The sequence below is a fragment of the Mycolicibacterium lutetiense genome (assembly GCF_017876775.1).
In the GTDB taxonomy this organism is placed as follows: Bacteria; Actinomycetota; Actinomycetes; order Mycobacteriales; family Mycobacteriaceae; genus Mycobacterium; species Mycobacterium lutetiense.
Map to the genome: position 1 here is coordinate 2,848,000 of NZ_JAGIOP010000002.1, position 17,668 is coordinate 2,865,667.

At 65.1% G+C, this 17,668-nt stretch carries 20 protein-coding genes; 10 read left to right on the plus strand and 10 right to left on the minus strand.

Annotated features, from left to right (window positions below; genetic code table 11):
- Positions 1 to 70: 70 nt before the first annotated feature.
- Positions 71 to 1,180, minus strand: coding sequence for a sensor histidine kinase (locus JOF57_RS23005; protein ID WP_209920420.1), 1,110 nt, complete (start codon positions 1,178 to 1,180; stop codon positions 71 to 73).
- The gene (locus JOF57_RS23010; protein ID WP_209920423.1) at positions 1,173 to 1,865 is read right to left on the minus strand and encodes a response regulator transcription factor; all 693 of its coding nucleotides are present in this window, start codon (positions 1,863 to 1,865) and stop codon (positions 1,173 to 1,175) included. The genes JOF57_RS23005 and JOF57_RS23010 overlap by 8 nt, the downstream gene beginning before the upstream one ends.
- 87 nt (positions 1,866 to 1,952) lie before the next feature.
- On the opposite strand from JOF57_RS23010, the gene JOF57_RS23015 reads away from it, so the two are divergent.
- Genes JOF57_RS23015 through JOF57_RS23025 form a run of 3 tightly spaced genes read left to right on the plus strand, consistent with a single transcriptional unit; the run spans position 1,953 to position 4,337 of the window.
- A complete protein-coding gene (locus tag JOF57_RS23015; RefSeq protein WP_209920426.1) occupies positions 1,953 to 2,339 on the plus strand; it encodes a hypothetical protein in 387 nt (128 codons plus the stop codon).
- Between the two features lie 4 nt (positions 2,340 to 2,343).
- On the plus strand, positions 2,344 to 2,982 hold the full coding sequence (locus JOF57_RS23020; protein WP_209920429.1) for a M15 family metallopeptidase: 639 nt from the start codon (positions 2,344 to 2,346) through the stop codon (positions 2,980 to 2,982).
- Positions 2,979 to 4,337 (plus strand): DoxX family protein, encoded by a 1,359-nt coding sequence (locus tag JOF57_RS23025; RefSeq protein WP_407666595.1) that lies wholly within the window; start codon positions 2,979 to 2,981, stop codon positions 4,335 to 4,337. The genes JOF57_RS23020 and JOF57_RS23025 overlap by 4 nt, the downstream gene beginning before the upstream one ends.
- 35 nt (positions 4,338 to 4,372) lie before the next feature.
- Here JOF57_RS23025 and JOF57_RS23030 read toward each other — a convergent pair whose 3' ends face one another.
- From JOF57_RS23030 to istA, 3 genes are all read right to left on the minus strand, one after another.
- Positions 4,373 to 4,669 (minus strand): DUF2834 domain-containing protein, encoded by a 297-nt coding sequence (locus JOF57_RS23030; RefSeq protein ID WP_209920432.1) that lies wholly within the window; start codon positions 4,667 to 4,669, stop codon positions 4,373 to 4,375.
- A 33-nt stretch (positions 4,670 to 4,702) separates the two neighbouring features.
- On the minus strand, positions 4,703 to 5,485 hold the full coding sequence (istB, locus tag JOF57_RS23035; RefSeq protein WP_209912624.1) for an IS21-like element helper ATPase IstB: 783 nt from the start codon (positions 5,483 to 5,485) through the stop codon (positions 4,703 to 4,705).
- 61 nt (positions 5,486 to 5,546) lie between these two features.
- A complete protein-coding gene (istA, locus tag JOF57_RS23040) occupies positions 5,547 to 7,088 on the minus strand; it encodes an IS21 family transposase (protein ID WP_209915645.1) in 1,542 nt (513 codons plus the stop codon).
- Between the two features lie 428 nt (positions 7,089 to 7,516).
- Here istA and JOF57_RS23045 point away from each other — a divergent pair, with 428 nt between their 5' ends.
- Positions 7,517 to 8,122 (plus strand): TetR/AcrR family transcriptional regulator, encoded by a 606-nt coding sequence (locus JOF57_RS23045; RefSeq protein ID WP_307870084.1) that lies wholly within the window; start codon positions 7,517 to 7,519, stop codon positions 8,120 to 8,122.
- A 26-nt stretch (positions 8,123 to 8,148) separates the two neighbouring features.
- Entirely contained in the window at positions 8,149 to 9,360 is a 1,212-nt protein-coding gene (locus JOF57_RS23050; RefSeq protein ID WP_209920440.1) for an acyl-CoA dehydrogenase family protein, read from the plus strand.
- Positions 9,361 to 9,369: 9 nt separating this feature from the next.
- Here JOF57_RS23050 and JOF57_RS23055 read toward each other — a convergent pair whose 3' ends face one another.
- Genes JOF57_RS23055 through JOF57_RS23065 form a run of 3 tightly spaced genes read right to left on the minus strand, consistent with a single transcriptional unit; the run spans position 9,370 to position 11,637 of the window.
- Positions 9,370 to 9,636: a YdeI/OmpD-associated family protein gene (locus JOF57_RS23055; RefSeq protein WP_209920442.1), complete on the minus strand. Its 267-nt coding sequence runs from the start codon at positions 9,634 to 9,636 to the stop codon at positions 9,370 to 9,372.
- A gap of 17 nt (positions 9,637 to 9,653) precedes the next feature.
- Entirely contained in the window at positions 9,654 to 11,396 is a 1,743-nt protein-coding gene (locus JOF57_RS23060) for a zinc ribbon domain-containing protein (protein WP_307870085.1), read from the minus strand.
- A 4-nt stretch (positions 11,397 to 11,400) separates the two neighbouring features.
- Positions 11,401 to 11,637, minus strand: a complete 237-nt coding sequence (locus JOF57_RS23065; RefSeq protein WP_307870086.1) for a recombinase family protein — start codon at positions 11,635 to 11,637, stop codon at positions 11,401 to 11,403.
- Positions 11,638 to 11,790: 153 nt separating this feature from the next.
- Here JOF57_RS23065 and JOF57_RS23070 point away from each other — a divergent pair, with 153 nt between their 5' ends.
- Positions 11,791 to 12,459 carry an SDR family oxidoreductase gene (locus tag JOF57_RS23070; RefSeq protein ID WP_209920449.1) on the plus strand — a complete coding sequence of 223 codons (669 nt, stop codon included), beginning with the start codon at positions 11,791 to 11,793 and terminating at the stop codon, positions 12,457 to 12,459.
- 64 nt (positions 12,460 to 12,523) lie between these two features.
- On the opposite strand, the gene JOF57_RS23075 is transcribed toward JOF57_RS23070, so the two are convergent.
- Positions 12,524 to 13,228 carry a MerR family transcriptional regulator gene (locus tag JOF57_RS23075; protein WP_234938222.1) on the minus strand — a complete coding sequence of 235 codons (705 nt, stop codon included), beginning with the start codon at positions 13,226 to 13,228 and terminating at the stop codon, positions 12,524 to 12,526.
- Between the two features lie 74 nt (positions 13,229 to 13,302).
- Here JOF57_RS23075 and JOF57_RS23080 point away from each other — a divergent pair, with 74 nt between their 5' ends.
- Positions 13,303 to 13,791 carry a DUF6194 family protein gene (locus JOF57_RS23080; protein WP_234938223.1) on the plus strand — a complete coding sequence of 163 codons (489 nt, stop codon included), beginning with the start codon at positions 13,303 to 13,305 and terminating at the stop codon, positions 13,789 to 13,791.
- 60 nt (positions 13,792 to 13,851) lie between these two features.
- Positions 13,852 to 14,403 (plus strand): VOC family protein, encoded by a 552-nt coding sequence (locus JOF57_RS23085; protein WP_209920454.1) that lies wholly within the window; start codon positions 13,852 to 13,854, stop codon positions 14,401 to 14,403.
- 3 nt (positions 14,404 to 14,406) lie between these two features.
- Here the strand turns inward: JOF57_RS23085 and JOF57_RS23090 are convergent, their stop codons facing one another.
- Positions 14,407 to 15,570, minus strand: a complete 1,164-nt coding sequence (locus JOF57_RS23090; RefSeq protein ID WP_209920457.1) for an aromatic ring-hydroxylating oxygenase subunit alpha — start codon at positions 15,568 to 15,570, stop codon at positions 14,407 to 14,409.
- Between the two features lie 69 nt (positions 15,571 to 15,639).
- On the opposite strand from JOF57_RS23090, the gene JOF57_RS23095 reads away from it, so the two are divergent.
- Positions 15,640 to 16,260, plus strand: a complete 621-nt coding sequence (locus JOF57_RS23095) for a TetR/AcrR family transcriptional regulator (protein ID WP_209920462.1) — start codon at positions 15,640 to 15,642, stop codon at positions 16,258 to 16,260.
- 609 nt (positions 16,261 to 16,869) lie between these two features.
- Entirely contained in the window at positions 16,870 to 17,667 is a 798-nt protein-coding gene (thiD, locus tag JOF57_RS23100) for a bifunctional hydroxymethylpyrimidine kinase/phosphomethylpyrimidine kinase (protein WP_209920465.1), read from the plus strand.
- The last annotated feature ends 1 nt before the right edge of the window (position 17,668 follow it).

Consider the following 17,668-nt stretch of genomic DNA (forward strand, 5'->3'; position numbering starts at 1 on the left):
GACCGATCTTGGCCCGGCTGTGTATCCCTCGGACAGGCTACGAACTGGCCTGGAGGATGTCTACCCGTACTTACCCGGGAATGTCGGCGGGTAGTCGCACCGTGACGCGGAGTCCACCGGCCGGACCGGGGGTGAGGGTGACGGATCCGTCGTGCACCTGGGTGATGCTTTTGACGATCGCCAGGCCGAGGCCGACGCCTGCGTCGTGGGTGCGCACGCGTTCAGTGCCGCGCTGAAATGGCTCGACGAGGGTGGAAATCGATTCTGGGTTGAGCTTTTCGCCGGTGTTCTCGACGATGAGCACCACAGTGTCGGGGCAGGCGCTGGCTGTGACCCGCACGGTGCCCTCTTCGGGCAGGTTGTGGACGATCGCGTTGTGCACCAGATTGGTCGTCATCTGCAGCAGGAGCGCAGGTGAGCCCATCGTGAGGGCCAGCTCGCCGGAGGTCTCGATGGAAACGCCACGTTTTTCCGCCAGGGGCAGGAGTGTCTCAGCGGCTTGTTCCGCGACGAGGGACAGGTCGACGTGTTCGCGGGTGAAGGATCGCCGGCCCGCATGACTGAGCGCGAGCAGTGCTTCGGTGACGTCGATTGCCCGGGTGTTGACGGCATCGAGGCGCTCGATCAGGTCGCCGGTGTCGCGGTTGGGGTCGTTGCGGGCCACCTCGAGAAGGGTCTTCGTGATCGCCAGCGGGGTGCGCAGTTCGTGAGAGGCGTTGGCTGCGAACCGCCGTTGTTCGGCGAGGTGTGCGTCGAGCCGTTCGAGCATGGTGTCGAAACTGTCGGCGAGCTCACGGAATTCATCTCTGCGTCCCGGTAACCGGATCCGGTGCGAGAGCGATCCGTCGGTGGCTACCCGGGTGGCTTCGGTGATGCGCGCCAGGGGCTTGAGCATCCGGCCGGCGAGAAGCCACCCGCCGACGAGACCGAACACCAGCAGGAACGCCAGCACTGCGACCGCCGCCGGAGCGAAGGCATGCAGCAGGTTGGACTGGATCGGAAACACACCATCAGTCATCGTGTTGTCCGTGCTTCCGGGGATGATCTTCATCCGGTCGGGAACGTAACGCAGCAGGAACAGCCACACGGCGGCGAGCAGCAAGGCGCCGGCGAACATGAGGAACCCGGCGTAGCTGAGGGTGAGTTTGAGGCGGACACTCAGCCCTGGGGCTCTATCCACGGTCGCCTCCTTCGTGTTTGGTGGGTGTTGTGTCGATGCGGTAGCCGACACCAGCGACGGTGGCGATGACCCAGGGTTCGCCGAGCCGTTTGCGTAGCGCCGAGACGGCGATGCGCACGGCGTTGGTGAACGGGTCGGCGTTCTCATCCCACGCACGTTCCAGTAGCTCTTCGGCGCTGACGACACCGCCTTCGGCGGCAACGAGAACTTCCAGCACGGCGAACTGTTTGCGGGTGAGCGCGACGTAGCGGCCGTCACGAAAGACCTCGCGGCGGAACGGATCCAGCAGCAGGCCCGCGATCTCCCGGACGGGTGGTCTGTGGTTGGCGCGCCTGCGGTCCAGCGCTCTGATGCGGAGCACGAGCTCTTGGAGTTCGAAGGGTTTGGTGAGGTAGTCGTCGGCGCCGAGCCCGAACCCCGAGGCTTTGTCGTCGAGCCGGTCGGCAGCGGTGAGCATCAGGATCGGCATGCCGCTTCCGGAGGCGACGATGCGTTCGGCGATCTCGTCCCCGGAAGGTCCTGGGATGTCGCGGTCGAGGACGGCGATGTCGTAGGCGTTGATGCTCAACAGTTCCAGGGCGGTGTCACCGTCACCGGCGATATCGGCGGCGATCGCTTCCAGACGCAACCCATCGCGGATAGCGGTCGCCATGTAGGGCTCGTCCTCGACGACCAACACACGCATGCCCCCACGCTACGAGCCATCGCATATCGCCGGCGTATCGAAAATCGCATACGCGCTGACAACACCGCATTGCCTTGACTAGCGGCCATGACACACATCAATTCAGCACACAGCCATTCAGCACACACCGCATTCCGCAGCACGCGACGCCCCCTGGGCACCCTTGCCATGGCCGCCCTGATCTGGTCGGGATGTCTGGCCGTCGCTGCCCAGGCCGGCGCCGACCCTGGTGGCGGGGGTCGCACTCCCGAACAGCAGGAAGCTGCCCTCACGTTCGCCCAATGTGTCCGCGACAACGGAGTGCCCGACTTCCCCGACCCTGCCACCGCGCAGGATCCCGTCATCGACACCACGAAAATGCGGGGCGGCGTCGGTGCCCGCAGCATTCCCGAACTCCAGCCCGCGGTGGACGCCTGCCACGACTTCTTGACCGCCGCGCTGCCGGGGCCAGTGGGAACTGGCCGGCCGGCCTGAAGTCATGACCCACAACCAATCAGCACGACCAGCCGCCCGCCATATCCCCGCCGTCGTCTTCGCTGCCGCTGTAGTGCTCAACGCGGTGCTTATCGGTGTACTCGTCCACCAGTCGCTGGCACCTGTTGCGGCAGCTGCGCACCGTCCTTGGATAGAAAGCACCCCGGAGGACCGGCCGACATCGAAGATCACCGTCCTCGACGGCGCCGTCCCCGACGGTGTGACGGTCTTCGATGACGAAATTCCTGCTGTGGTCAACCTCGACGCTGATCTGCTCGCTGTCCTGCGCCGGGCCGCAACAGACGCCACGGATGACGGCGTCGAGTTCGTCGTCAACAGCGGCTGGCGTTCCCCGAACTACCAGGATCACCTGCTTCGCGAAGCGGTCTCGGAGTACGGGTCGGAAGCGGAAGCGGCCCGGTGGGTGGCCACCCCCGACACGTCTGCACACGTGTCGGGGGACGCGGTCGACATCGGACCCGCCGATGCCGCCGCATGGCTGTCCAGGCATGGCGCCGGGTACGGGCTGTGCCAGATCTATGGCAACGAACCCTGGCACTACGAACTGCGTCCCGACGCTGTCGATTACGGATGCCCGCCCCTATACGCCGATCCCACCCACGATCCAAGGATGCAGCAGTGACCAGCGCGATCAGCCAGTTTCGGCCCGGGCCAGTCGAGGCTGTGACCACACCGACGATCTGGCATCCGTTGTGGCGGACCGCGTTCCGCTTCTGCGTCGTCTATTTCGGCCTGTATTGCGTGCTCACCACGTATATCCCGTTCGAGCTGCTGGGCGTCCTCGGCCGCTGGATCCGCAGTGGGCCGTGGGTTGTGCTCCTGACCGACCCTGTCACCGGTTGGGTGGGCAGAACGTTTTTCGGGGTCGACGCGGTGCTGCACGAGGACTCCGGAGCCGGAGATCAGACGGCCATCTGGGTGTTGGTGTTCTGCATCCTGGTTGCCGCGGTGGTGGCCACCGCAATGTGGACTGCCGTCGACCGTCGCACCTCCCACCCTCGGCTGGCGGCCTGGTTCACGCTGTTCCTTCGGCTGTGCCTGGGCGGGCAGATGCTGTCGTTCGGATTTTCCAAGCTGATCCCCATCCAGATGCCTGGCCCCACGCTGACACAGCTGTTGCAGCCGTACGGCAACCTCAGTCCCATGTCGGTGCTTTGGCTACAGGTCGGCAGCTCCTATCCATACGAGATGGCTCTCGGCGCTGCGGAGGTCGTCGCCGGGTTGCTGCTATTCGTGCCTCGGACCGCGGTGCTGGGCGCCGCAGTGAGTCTGGCGAGCATGGCTCAAATCCTCCTGATGAACATGACCTTCGATGTGCCGGAAAAACTGCTGTCCTCGCACCTGCTCTTGATCAGCCTGTTCCTGCTCGCGCCGTACCTGCGTCGGCTGGTGAATGTGTTTGTGTTGCAACGCACATGCGAACCATTGACGCAGCCCTCGCTGTTCACCGACGCCCGGAGAAACCGCATCGCGGCTTGGGTTCAGATGACCATCGGCATCTGGGTCGCGTTCAGCGGCGGCTTTGACCGCTGGGTGGTCTGGCAAGATCAATACGGCGCGGCCAGCCCGAAGTCCGAACTGTACGGAATCTGGGAGGTGCGGGACTTCACCCTCGACGGGCAGCCGTTGCCGCCGTTGACCACCGACGAGAATCGTTGGCAGCGACTTATTTTCGATGACCCCGCAGCGGCAACCTACCAACAGATGAACGGTGAACTGGTGCCGGTGCGCGCCGATTTCCTCTCCGACAGCCGACTGGAACTCACCACGCTGACAAACGCAACCGGCGGAAACGACGGGCGCAGGCCACCCTTCGCGACGCTGTCTGCTGATCAACCCACCCCAGACCGACTGTTACTGCACGGGCAACTGCGCGACCGTCCGGTTGCGATCAACCTGGAACGCGTGGATCCGAACAATTTCACTTTGCGCAGCCGCGGATTCCACTGGGTGCAGGATTACGCGTACTTCGGCTGATATGTAGGCATGGTTTGTCAAGGGACAGGTGAAGCTCACTCGTTGATCTTCGCTGCACCTCCACACGCTCTCGATGCCACCCGCCGCTCAGCCAGCACCAGTTGCCGCCGGATCAGAAACAGCGGAAACGCCACACTCACGGCAAGGACCGCACTGAGCACCAGGTAGATCCACACCTTCGGGATGCCGATCCGGCGCGCCTCGACCACCATGAACACAAAGGCCGCCAACGCGAACACCAATAGGTCGTTGGTGAGCGAGGACGTCGCGTAGTTGGTGTAGCCGCTCTGGAAGTGTCGACCGTCGCGTAATTCCCCCGGGGTGTCCGTCACGTAATTCCGCCACCGGTGGGCCTCGGTGTAGGTCTACCGGGATGGCTTGGTGTTGTCTACCGGCGCGCTAGCGCCGGGTCTTTTTCGGGGTCTGTAGCTAGGGCCGTCCATCAGGATTTGGTGGCTGGTATTGATCAACCGGTCGAGCAGTGACTCGGCGACGACGGGGTTGGGGAACAGGTTGTACCAGTCCTTTGGTGATCGGTTGGAGGTCAGGATGAGCGGTTTGCCGTTGACGGCGCGGTCGGAGATCAACTCGTAGAGGTCGTCGGCGTGCATCGCGGTGTGCTCGCGCATGGCGAAGTCGTCGAGGATGAGCACGAGCGGTTTGGTGTATTCGCGGATGCGTTGACCCCAGGTGCGATCGGCGTGACCGCCGGCGAGGTCGGAGAGCACCCGGGAGGTCTTGGCGAAGCGGACGTCGCCGCCGCGGCGGGCTACGGCGTGGCCAAGTGCTTGTGCCATATGGGTTTTCCCGACGCCGACGGGTCCGTAGAGGATGACTGATTCGGCGGCGTCGAGCCACCGCAGTGCGGCCAGGTCTCGCAGCATCGCGGCGGGCAGTTTGGTGTTGGCGGTGAAGTCGAAGGATTCGAAGGTCGATTGTTCCTCGAAGCGGGCTCGGCGGATGCGCCGGGTGAGGGCGGCGGATTCGCGGCGGGCGATCTCGTCTTCGCAGAGAACTTGGAGGAAGTCGAGGTGTCCGAGGGTGCCGTCGCGGGTTTGGGCCAGCCGGGTGTCGAGGGTGTCGAGCATGCCGGTGAGTTTGAGGGTGCGTAGCGCATTGCGCAGGGCGGGGTCGAGAATGCTGCTCATAGGTTGATGTCCTTGGTTCTGATCGAATGATGTTGATTGACAGTCAGATACGATGCGGTGGTTACGCGGTCTCGCCGGTGGTGGTGTCGAATGCTTGCGGTCCGCGCAGATGGGCCGCGGCCTGCGGGGCGGCGGATTCGGGAATGCCGTCGAGTTCGGTGCCGGCGACCAGGATCCCCTTGACGGTGCGGTAGCTCGGATCGCCCACAGCTATCGAACGGGCGCAGGCGGCCTCCAGGCGGACGTCGCCGACGGTCTTGCGCAGTGCGAGGACGCCTTGGGCGCTGCGCAACCGGTGGATGGCGTTGACTTCCATGAACTCGGCGATGACCTGGGTGCAGGCCGGTCCGACCTCGGCGGCCACCCGGCGGCACCAGGTCGGGTTGCGCATCGTGAAGGCGATCTTCTCCGGCGGGTAGTGCTCAAAGTCGGTGGCCCGCCCGCGGTGATGGGTGACGTGGGTGGCCACCACGTCACCGCCGTGCACGATCTGCACGATGTCACCGCAGGTGCGAGCATGGACCTGCTGGCCCATCAGCCGCCACGGAACCGAGTACAGCGCCTTGCCGACCTTGACGTGGCAGTCGGTGGCGACCTTGCCCGTCGACCACACCGCGAGCTGAAATGCGTTCTGAGGCAACGGTAATAATGCACGTCGTTCGACGGTGGCGAAGACGAACCCGGGTTGCTCACCGTCCAGCGCCCGCGACTGTCGCACCCCGGCGACCTCACGGCACCACGCCACCGCGGCGGCCTGCATCTGCTCCAGCGAGGTGAACTCCCGACCCCGCCAGAACGAGTCCCGAACGTATTGCATCGGCCGCTCGACGCGTGGTTTGTCCTTCGGCTTGTTCGCCCGCGCCGGATCGACCAGGCAGCCGTAGTGCGCACCCAGCTCGGCGTAGGCCTTGTTGATCTTCGGGTCATAGAGATCCGGTCGAGTGACACCGGTCTTCAGGTTGTCCGGGACCAGCCGGGCCGGGACACCCCCGAAGAACTCGAACGCCGCCACATGCGAAGCGCACCAGGAGGATTGATGCATCTTCAGGACCGGTTGGACGAACAGGTGCCGTGAGTGAGCCAGCACCATCACGAACGCCCACACCGTGACGCGTCGACCGCTGACCGGGTCGAACCACATCCCGAGCTTGCCGTAGTCGATCTGGGCTTCGCTGCCCGCCGGCACCGGCCCGCGCGGCACGGTCACCTTGTTGCGGGCCGCCTCCTCGGAAAGGTTCCCCGAGATCCACCTGCGCACTGAGGATTCCGAGGCGGCAACGCCATGCTCGTCGCGCAGCCGCTGCGCCACCGTCGCCGCACTGACCTCGGCTTTGAGCCAGTCACGGATCCGGTCGCGGTGCACCTCGATCCCGGGCCAGGTCGTGGCCCGCAGGCCGGGGTCGGCGATCTCGGGGAACCACCGGCCGACATGGGCCGCCCACGCCGTCTCGGTGATCGGCACTCCGCCGGGGGTCAGTGACTCCGCGATCGCCGGCGCCAGATACTTTGCGATGGTCTTGCGGTCGATGCCCAAACTCTCCGCGAGCTGGCGCTGGGACCGACCCGCATGCCAATGGGTCAACAACTCGATCAGGTCGAACACGTCGAAACTTCTCCTCGCCATCGGCGCCCTTCCTCACGAGTCGAACCGTGAGTCGAGCGAACCTGCCTACGAGGCCCACGAGCGGCTGCCACACCGCCCGGGTGGCGGAATTACGTGACAGACGGGGTGGGGGAATTCCGTGACGGACGACCCTCAAGCTGGGGGAATTACGTGACCGCTGACACTGGAAGAAGTCGATCAGGCTCGTGCTTTCGGTAGTGACGTAGCGGATGTTGTTCCACCAGGTACCGATCAGCGCGATCACCGCCAGCACGGCGTAGGTGCCGCACAAGATCTTGTCGTTTCGTGTCAGCATTGCCATCGTCACGCCTCCCCGTCACATCGACCCGTACCAGGTGAACGTATCTATCCGGCGGCGTCCTCGGGGCCATTTGTTCGACCAGACGGTGAGTGAGTACTCTCTCACCGTGTCATCCGGACGGGACCGACTGTTAGCGACAGCGCTGAAGCTGTTCGCCGCGAAGGGGTACGCCGCGACCTCGGTGGCCCACATCCAGCAGGCCGCCGGCCTGGCACCGGGGTCAGGAGCGCTCTACAAGCACTTCGGCTCCAAACGGGAACTGCTCGAGTCCGCAGTTGCGCACCGCATCGACGCGATCGTGACCGCGCGTGAGCAGTACGACGCCGGCCATCCCAAGACCACCGAAGAAGCGGTACGCAGCGCGGGGCAATTGATCTGGGCCAACCTGACCGAGAGCGAGGAACTGCTCCGGGTCATGCTGCGGGAACCCGACGAGCTCGGCGAGCTCGACGAGAAGACGTGGCAGGTCATCACCGACAACGCCTATCAACGGTTCGCCGACGAACTGGCCGCCGCCAATCGCAGCGGCCGCTTCCAGATTCCCGACCCCGAGGCCACCGCGGCGGTCGCGATCGCCGGACTGTCCTATGCCGCGACGCTGCAGGCCCTCACCGGGCGCTTGCCGGGCAACGTCGACAACGACCGCTTCTTCGAGGCCTGGGTCACCCAGACCGTCAGCACGATCAAACAACACCGCTCGCAAAATAACTGACCGCCAACATATTTCAGGAGCAAACTGTGACATTCTCCATGCAACTGAGTGACGACGTGATCGAGGTCCGCGACTGGGTGCACCAGTTCGCGGCTGAGGTGGTGCGTCCGGCCGCCGCGGAGTGGGACGAGCGGGAGGAAACCCCGTGGCCGGTGATCCAGGAGGCCGCCAAGGTCGGGCTGTATTCCCCCGAACTGTTCGCCCAGCAGACCACCGAACCCACCGGGCTCGGCATGCTGACCGTGTTCGAGGAACTGTTCTGGGGTGATGCAGGCATCGCGCTGTCGATCCTGGGCACCGGACTGGCCGCAGCAGCGTTGGCGGGCAACGGAACTCCCGAGCAGATCGGCCAGTGGCTGCTCCCCATGTTCGGCACTGCCGACGAGCCCCAACTGGGCGCTTTCTGTTCTTCTGAACCCGACGCCGGTTCCGACGTCGGCGCCATCCGCACCCGTGCCCGCTTCGACGAGGCGACCCGCGAGTGGGTCCTCAACGGCACCAAGACCTGGGCCACCAACGGCGGCATCGCCAACGTCCACATCGTGGTCGCCTCGGTGTACCCCGAACTGGGGTCGCGCGGCCAGGCCACGTTCATCGTCCCGCCGGGCACCCACGGCCTGACGCAGGGACAGAAGTTCAAGAAGCACGGCATCCGCGCCTCGCACACCGCCGAGGTCGTGCTCGACAACGTGCGCCTGTCCGAGGACCTCATCCTCGGCGGGCGCGAGAAGTTCGAGGACCGCATCGCGAGGGTGAAGTCCGGTGCGTCGGCCGGCGGCCAGGCCGCGATGAAGACCTTCGAACGCACGCGCCCCTCGGTCGGCGCCATGGCGGTCGGCGTGGCCCGCGCCGCCTACGAATACGCACTCGACTATGCCTGCCAGCGTGAGCAGTTCGGCCGCAAGATCGGGGAATTCCAGGCCGTCGCGTTCAAGCTCGCCGACATGAAGAGCCGTATCGACGCCGCCCGGTTGCTGGTCTGGCGGGCCGGCTGGATGGCCCGCAACAACCAGGCCTTCGACAACGCCGAGGGCTCCATGGCCAAGCTGGTGGCCAGTGAGACCGCGGTCTACGTGACCGATGAGGCCATCCAGATCCTCGGCGGCAACGGCTACACCCGCGACTACCCGGTTGAGCGGATGCACCGCGACGCCAAGATCTTCACCATCTTCGAGGGCACCAGCGAGATCCAGCGCCTGGTGATCTCCCGGGCGATCACCGGCCTGTCGATCCGGTAGCGGCGGCGGCTACGTGCCGTTGCGCTCGCGGTGCTTGCACCCGGGCCAGCAGCACGGTCGCCGCTGACCTTCCTCCAACTCCTCTTGAGTCCGGCGGATCCGTCGCTCGCGCGTCACCTGCTGCTTGGCGTCCTCGACCCAGCAGATGAACTCGTTGCGCGCGAGCGGCGTGATGTCGCGCCACGCATCCAGCGCGGTGGTGTTGCCGATGAGGGCGTCGCGCAGGTCCGCCGGCAGCTTGTGCACCACTCCACCGGGCACGGATTGGCCAGTCACCAGGCCAGGTTAAGCGTCTATCGGTCGCTGACACTTGCTGACACGTGGGTGTCGCTGGTGTCGGGGAACGGTTGTGCAGAGGTGCTTGCCGCCGGGGCGGGTTGCTGGTCTCTGTCCCACACAGACGCTGTGCGTGCAGGAAGGCTTGGTGGGCGCTGAGCGCGGGCTGGCGCGACCGCGATGCTGTGTCGGGTTCGTTTGTGCCGCCGCTGTTTGGGTGTGGCGGTGGTCTTCTGCCGGGTCTTGCGCACCGGCTGATGTTCTGCGATGGTGACCCGCTTCGGTTTTCCTTTGGGCCGCTTGATCTTTGCCTTGCCGAGTAGGACGCGTTTGGCGATGTTCTGCCCCGCGATCTGATCACGGTTCGCTCGGTGAATCGCGCACGGTTCACAGGTCGCGGTGTGATACCCGCCAGGCCGGGTCAGTTCCTTATCGCAGCTAGGGCAGAGCGCGGAGGTGCCGCGTGGCGGGCACATCACCACTTCCAAGCCAGCCCGGGCGGCGGTATGCTCCAACGCCGAGACTGCGCGTCGTCGGGCGGATTGGGCAGCCCGATTGTTGTTCCCGCGGCCATGGCCGCGGGATTCGAGATCGCGTAGGTCTTCCACGGCGATCACCCCGGCCCCCGATCCGGTAGCCATCGCGGTCATGGTGGCGGCGAAGTCGAACGCCATGTCCCGGTTGATCCGTTGCCGTTTTGCGCCCAATGCCCTTCGGGTGTTGTGCAGGATCGCGATTTTGGCGGTCAAATGCGCGCGCGTGAGTTCAGGCGCGTTGACGGCGAGATTCGTCAGCCGGGCAATCTTGCCGGTCAACGCCTGGCCCTCGGCCTGCAGTCGGGCCAGCTTGATACCCAGACCGCGATCGTCATAGACGTGGGTTGCCGCGTCGGTGACCAACCGTCCGTCGCGGTCGGCGACCATGGTGGCCGCGCCCAGCGAGGCCGGCGACCAGTCGATGCCCAGCGCCGCGGTCGCAGTGACTGTGCCCGGTTCGGGGACGGTTTCGGTGATCGTGAACCGCAACAGCGGTTTGCCGCGCTGCACACACAGCGTGGGCAGGTGCCAGCAGGCGATGTCACGTTCTTTCACATGCGGCGGTATCAAGCACCACAGCCGACACCACGCCCATTCACCACGTCCGGTCGGCGCGGCGCTAGTGGGCAGTTTGATGCGTAGCCACAGCCCGGCTGAATCCGGCGCACCCAGCTCGACCAGTTGGCGGTCGGCGGCCCCCAACCGCGCGATCCGCGCCACCGTGGGCGGTGCCTGGATCTCGGTAATCGACGATACTGTCTGACCGCCAGCGGCACGCAGTTGACGACAGAGGTTGCGCAGAAACGCCGTAGTCACATAGCCGGCCTGGTTCTCACCGAGGAGCTGGCGGTCCAGCCGGCCGTCCTCATCGAGGGCGGCGATCAGCGCATCCCGAAATGCCATGGTCTTGAGCACCGGCACCACGTTCGCTTGTGCCAGCCGCACCACCCGCGACGGTACGTACACCTCATCCGGGGGCGCCGGCACCCAACCCAACCGCGCGGCGACCGCTGCCGCTGTCGACGGCAACCGGCGGCCCCACGTGTCGACCCCGGCATGCAGCGCGGCGAACGCGGCTGGCTGCCAACATGACTGCATCAACTCGGAGCTGAGCTGCTCGATCAAGTCCAGTAGCCAGCCGATCCGGGCATCGACCTCGATCACCTCGCCGGTGGTCTCGTCGACCGCCGCGGTGATCCGCAGTGCCACTGCTGACTGAATCACCACATCACCGGCGCTCTAACCGTTGAGCGCTCGCATCCAGCAGACGTTGTTGGTTCTGCCGGGACCGCAGCTGGTAGAAGCGGCCGGAGAACGACGCCAGCAGCGCCATGAAATCGTCCATCAGCTCCTCCAGCAACGATTTGTCTTCACGCTCATGCAGCGCCTCGACGCTAACCCCACACACTGACAAGTACCGCTCGATCCAGCCCACCATCACGGCTCGGCAACCCAGTTGCGACACGACATTGCCCTTACCGTGACCTTAGAAGGACCTTATTTTTCTTAGAGTTGGTGTACGGTGGGTGCTCAGGGCGGTTGTGGGCACGAGCACACCATTGTGTTATCGCAGGTCAAACCCGGACCTACCGCCTCGGTCGCGACGGAAGGACCCGACATGCAGCCTGCAGCAACCACCCGGATCGCCCTTGTCACCGGCGCATCGCGGGGTATCGGCGCCGACGTCGCACAGCAGCTCGCCGGCCCGGACACCCACGTAGTCGTCAACTACCGCGAGAAGGCCAAGCGCGCCAACACGGTCGTCGACGCCATCCGCCGCGCGGGCGGTCGCGCCTCCACACTGGGTGCCGACATCTCCGACGAGGCTGCCTCCGCCGCCATGATCGAGCGGGTGGGCCGCGAGTTCGGCCGGCTCGACGTCCTGGTGCTCAATGCATCGACCGGGCTGAACCTGGGAACCGATCCCGGCTACGCGATGCGGCTGAACCGCGATGCGCAGCGCCGGCTGGCCACATTGGCGCTGCCGCTGATGCCGGCGGGCGGTCAGATCGTGTTCGTCACGAGCCATCAGGCCCACTTCTTCCCGAACAAGGCCGTGCCGAAGGGCTATGCAGCGATCGCCGCGAGCAAGCGCGCCGGCGAGACCGCGCTCTATGCGATGCGTTCCGAATTCGACCGGCGGGGAATAGATTTCACCGTGGTGTCCGGTGAGGTGATGTCGGATCGCGAGTTGGCGACGACTATCGCCCATGCCGCATCCGCGCCGTACCCCTCCGGGATCGTCTATGCCGGTGGGCATGACTTTCTGTGCCAGATGTCGGCCTGACGTATAGCCGAACCCCGAGACCTACTGGAAGCAACGCCATTTGCCTGGGGTGCGACAACGCCCGCTAGGCGGATTGGATGATCTCAGCCAGTGTCACCGCCGCCCGGATGAGCGAAAGAGTGCGGTCGGTGATGGAGTTCAACCGCGTGTCGAGCGCCTCTAACGAGCGATTCACATCATCGAGCTCCCGGATCGCCGCGACGGCTCGCTGAACATCGGGGATGCGGTAGCCCGCGGCGCGTAGCGCTGCCGTGATGCGCGCCTCGCGGATAGCCTCAACCTGATAGCGCCGGGCCGATCCCGTCCGATTGGCGATCCGCTCCGGCTTCACCAAACCCTCCGTCTCCCAGTAGCGGAGCGTGGAGGCACGAACCCCGAGCGCTCGTGACAGTTCGGTGATCGTCATCGCGTCCGCTGCCGCCGGGGCGGCTTCGATCTTGGCCTCGCCTTGGATGGCCTCCAGCGCTAGGCGCGCTACGAGGGCCTGCTCGCGTTCCTGGTTGATGCGGATGTGCAAGGAGCTCACCAGGGCTACCGCCTCCGCGGGTGGCAAGGTGCGGATTTCGCGCATTGTCCGGCGGGCCTCGACGGGGCCCGCAGCATGGGCCAGATCTCGATACGCGTGTAGCTCACGAATCACCGTCGTGGAGAACTGCCGGTACCCGTTGCCGGCCCGGACCGCTGATGCGACGACGCCGAGACGCTCCAAGTCGCGAATCTGCTGGACCGAGTACCCGGTCTCCGCGGCCACCGCCGAGACAGTCAGCATGTCCGCCGCATAACAGTCACGACCATGCCCTTTTTTACAACCCTCCATAAGCACTTCAACTTCACACTTCAACCATGAGTATGGACCAGCTACTGGAAACGATCCGACGCTTCGACGGGGTCCTTGAACTGGCGCCCATAGCGGGCAGCCCGTTCCCGGAGATCGCGTGGGGCGACCACTTCTTCTACTACGCACCCAACGGCCTAGTGCCACAACGAGAACAGCCCTACGCCACCATCGTCACAAAGAACTATCCCGACGATACTTCCGGCGATCTCGATGCACCTGGCCGATGGCGGCTGAACATTCACGTCGGCCGGGCCACCTACATCGAACTCCTCGGCGCAGATCCTCGGGTCGACGCGACAGCCGGCATCGACTTCACCGCCGTCGACACCGTCCTCCCCCACCCGGTGTATCGCGCACAAGGCTGGATCTCGATCATCAACCCGGGGACGCACACTCAGGCGTTGGCGGCGAGCCTGCTCCGCGAGGCACACGAGGCGGCGAGCAGGCGGGCAATCCGCCGCGCGGCGACCCGGCCCAGCCCGCATCAGAACTGAGTCTTCACAACCCTGTCCATCAGTACTACATTCGGTAGTAGTCAACTCCCAGGGGGCAGGATGAGGTGGCGCGGAGTAAGTCATGTCGAGTTCGCGGTCTTGGACTACGACGAATCGATCGCGTTCTACGACGCGATGCTCGGTTGGCTCGGGTATCACAGCTTCTCGTCGCTGAACATGGAGTACCAGTCGATCTATTACATGACGCGATTCATCAACCCGCACAGCTACATCGGCATCCAACCGGCTCACACCGGGGAGAAACTCACCCACCCCGACCAGGCCGTCGGGATCAACCACATCGCGCTGTGGGCCCGAAACCGGGAGGAAGTGGACCGCTTTCATCGGGACTTCCTGGTCGCGCGGGGTATCCCGGTCACCGACGAGCCCAAGGACTACCCCCAGTACACGCCGGGTTACCACGCGGTGTTCTTCGACGACCCGATCAACGGCATCCACTGGGAGCTGGCCTGGGTGCCGAAAGTCCCCAGCCCGCGCCAGTTGTGGTCGTTCTATCGGACGCTGCGGGCCTTCGGTAAGCAGCGTCCTGATCTGGCGCGCACAGTGCCGGGCATCACCCTGCAGGCGCGGCGGCCGTTGCCGGGCAAGTGACGGCTAGGCCAGCGCCACACCCAACTCCTGGGCGAACACCTTGATCATGTGCTGAACCGCGATTTCGTTGCGGCCGATGATCATATGGTCGTGTTGGCCGTGGCGGACGCCTTGACCGCACTGCGGGAGCATGGCGAAGTCCTCGTCGCGCACCGCGGCGTGAACGCTTTCGTAGATCGCGTCATACCCGGCCCGCATGTCGTCGGTCGTGGCGGGAACCCGCCCCATCCAACTGTGCCGCACGGTGCAGCGGGTGGGTTCCCCCTCGGGCAGCATGTCGATGATCTCCACTCCCACCGGGCTGTTCGCCAGGATGAGGTTGGGATACACCCAGTAGATGACGCCCATGTTGGCCGACGGGTCGAACGAGGCGCTCGGATCATCGGTGAGATTCTTGATCCAGGTGAACGGGAAGCCGATGCGGTGATGCTTGCCGAATTCGTCGTAGATCCCGGTGTTGGGCAACGTGTTCTGCCCGATCAGGCTCTCGCCGTGGACGAACGGAAAGTGATAGCCCTCCGCGAACGCCTCGAGCGCACCCTTCCACGACACCTCCGAGGAGAACTCACGGTCGGTGTGGTAGCCGTAGGAATCGTAATTCCACTGCGCCAGTTCAGGTCCGAGCGCTCCGAGGTGAGCGTCGAGATCGATCGTCGCGTCCGCGGTCAGGACGGCCCAGACGAAGCCGTGACGTTCCTCGGACGGCAGTTCCACCAGGCCGTATTCGGCGGGATTCATCGTGTCGAAGCCGGCCTTGCCCGGCACCATGAACAACTCGCCGGTATTGCGGTATGTCCACGCGTGATACGGGCAGACGAAGCGCGACGCGTTGCCGGAGCCGCAGGCCGGCATGGCGCCGCGGTGGCGGCAGTAGTTGAGGAACACGTGGCTGGCTCCGGTGCGGTCCCGGGTGACCAGCAGGGAATCCCCGAGCACCGAGCGGACGACGAAGTCGTTCTTCGCCGCGATCTGGGCCGAGGGCACAATGGCCAGCGGGACCCGTCGCAGAATCTGGGATTCCTCGATCTCGGTGATCTTTGGATCCCGGTAGTAGTGCAACGGCACCTTCAGCACCCGGTCGGCCATGTCCGTCGTCCCCGCGACGGCATGCCGCAACGCACGGCGGGTCAGTTCCTCATCGGTGCAGCTCACTGGACTGGCGGTCATAATCTGACCATACAATGACTATTGACTGTATTGTCAAGATCGAATCGTCCCCCATGCGACGATCAACGGATGCGCAGGCACGGCTGGTCGGGAGACATTCCCGCCGACGACGACGAAGCCGTCGGCCGCATCATCGACGCGGCACGGGAAGCGATCGATTCCCGCGGCACGGTGAGCGTGTCCGAGGTGGCCCAGGCCCTCGGGATAACGCGGCAAACGGTGTACCGGTACTTCCCCACGCTGGAGAGCCTCATGGTGGCCACCGCCGTGTCCTCGGTGGAGGGCTTCCTCGATCGACTGGCCGCGGAACTCGGCTCGATCAGCAACCCCAGTGAAGCCGTCGTGGAAGGCATTGCCTACACCGCCGAACAGATCCCGCACGACCGCTACCTGAGCCTGGTCCTGCAGCCCGGCAAGGCCAGTGCGTTCACCGCGGGAGTGACGTCTGACCTCGCCATCGAATTCGGTAAGTCGATCCTGCGACGTTTCGACATCGATTGGTCTGCAGCCGGTTTCGACGGCGATGCGCTCGATCAGCTGGTCGAGTTCATGCTGAGGACACTGCAGTCGTTCATCATCGACCCCGGCGGGCCGTCGCGCCGGGACACCGGACTCCGTACGTACCTACGAGACTGGGTGGCGCCGGCGGTGTCGGCGCGCACGACCTACCCGTCGTCGCCGGCCCCGTGATTCGGATTAGTGCAGATCGTGCCCTCGCACGGCACATCTGAGCCATCACCATTCGGGTTGGGCATCACTGCCCCGCCGTTCTCATCCGGGTTGTCACCGGCCCCGTGGTTCGGATTGGTGCAGATGGTGCCCTCGCACGGCACCATCGAACCGTCACCGTTCGGGTTGGGCATCATCTGCTGAGTGGTTTGGCCAGGCCTGGCCGGTGCCGGTGCAGTTTCCGGAGATTTGACCGGACCATGGTGACCGGAAGGCGACTCGGCCGGGACGGTGCTGGTGGTCGGGGCTTTGTCAGTCGTCTCGCTACTGCATGCGGCCGCGCTGCAGACCGCTATCGCGGCAAAGACCGTGACTACACTCTGCACGAACTTCATGGGCCCGACGCTAACAGCAAAGGCAATATCGCACTGGGGATTGCGACCGTTATCCACATTTACGCCAGCGCATATTCGCTGAATATCCCGGCGCCCCTGAACCATTCAGGCGCTGAATCGCTTCACGCACTATGCCGCAATATATTTGGCCCGCCGTTTTCCGTGGCCCAGCCGCACATTCAGCCGCTTCTGGCATTTGCCCGACAGAACACCTGTTGTCGGTAGTCTCATAGTCGTGGTCGACCTCTCGTACGTCATTGCCGGATCAGAAGCCACCGGCGGCGCCGGCCTGCAAGCTGACCTGCGCACTTTTCAGGAGTTCGGCACCTACGGCGTCGGCACGGTGACCTGCATTGTGTCCTTCGACCCCAAAGCGAACTGGGGCCACCGGTTCGTCCCCGTCGACCCACAGGTCATCGCCGATCAGATCGAGGCGGCGACGTCGGCCTATGACCTCGATGTCGTCAAGATCGGCATGCTCGGCACTCCCGCAACCATCGACGTGGTCGCAGAGGCTCTCACCCGCCAACCTTGGCGGCACATCGTCGTCGACCCCGTCCTGATCTGCAAAGGCCAGGAGCCGGGCGCTGCGCTCAATACCGACACCGCACTGCGCAGCCAGATCCTGCCGCTGGCCACCGTGACCACGCCAAACCTGTTCGAGGCCCGCACCCTCGCCGGGATGGACGACATCTCCTCGGTCGACGATCTCGTCGAAGCCGCCCGACGCATTGCCGCTCTCGGACCCGCCTACGTCCTGGTGAAGGGCGGTGTCGAGTTTCCCGGTGACGACGCAGTCGACGTCCTCTTCGACGGTAAGGACGCCGAGATCCTGCGGGCGCCGAAGGTGGGACAGGCCCGGGTGGCCGGTGCGGGATGCACGCTGGCCGCGGCCATCACCGCGGCGCTCGCCAAGGGGGCCGGTGTCCCGGAGGCGGTGCGCCTGGCCAAGGACTTCACCACCGCCGGCATCGTCGATCGGATCGGCGGCAACGCACCCTTTGACACCGTCTGGCAGGGTGCGCGGCGGTGAC

Bases quoted from the DNA above. Each gene is read 5' to 3' on its own strand.
- JOF57_RS23010 (WP_209920423.1), bottom strand. From the start codon at position 1,865: ATGCGTGTGTTGGTCGTCGAGGACGAGCCCTACATGGCGACCGCTATC.
- JOF57_RS23090 (WP_209920457.1), bottom strand. From the start codon at position 15,570: ATGACCGCCAGTCCAGTGAGCTGCACCGATGAGGAACTGACCCGCCGT.
- JOF57_RS23020 (WP_209920429.1), top strand. From the start codon at position 2,344: ATGACCCACAACCAATCAGCACGACCAGCCGCCCGCCATATCCCCGCC.
- JOF57_RS23075 (WP_234938222.1), bottom strand. From the start codon at position 13,228: ATGCTGACTGTCTCGGCGGTGGCCGCGGAGACCGGGTACTCGGTCCAG.
- JOF57_RS23095 (WP_209920462.1), top strand. From the start codon at position 15,640: ATGCGCAGGCACGGCTGGTCGGGAGACATTCCCGCCGACGACGACGAA.
- JOF57_RS23080 (WP_234938223.1), top strand. From the start codon at position 13,303: ATGAGTATGGACCAGCTACTGGAAACGATCCGACGCTTCGACGGGGTC.
- JOF57_RS23015 (WP_209920426.1), top strand. From the start codon at position 1,953: ATGACACACATCAATTCAGCACACAGCCATTCAGCACACACCGCATTC.
- istB (WP_209912624.1), bottom strand. From the start codon at position 5,485: ATGAGCAGCATTCTCGACCCCGCCCTGCGCAATGCGCTACGCACCCTC.
- JOF57_RS23085 (WP_209920454.1), top strand. From the start codon at position 13,852: ATGAGGTGGCGCGGAGTAAGTCATGTCGAGTTCGCGGTCTTGGACTAC.
- JOF57_RS23070 (WP_209920449.1), top strand. From the start codon at position 11,791: ATGCAGCCTGCAGCAACCACCCGGATCGCCCTTGTCACCGGCGCATCG.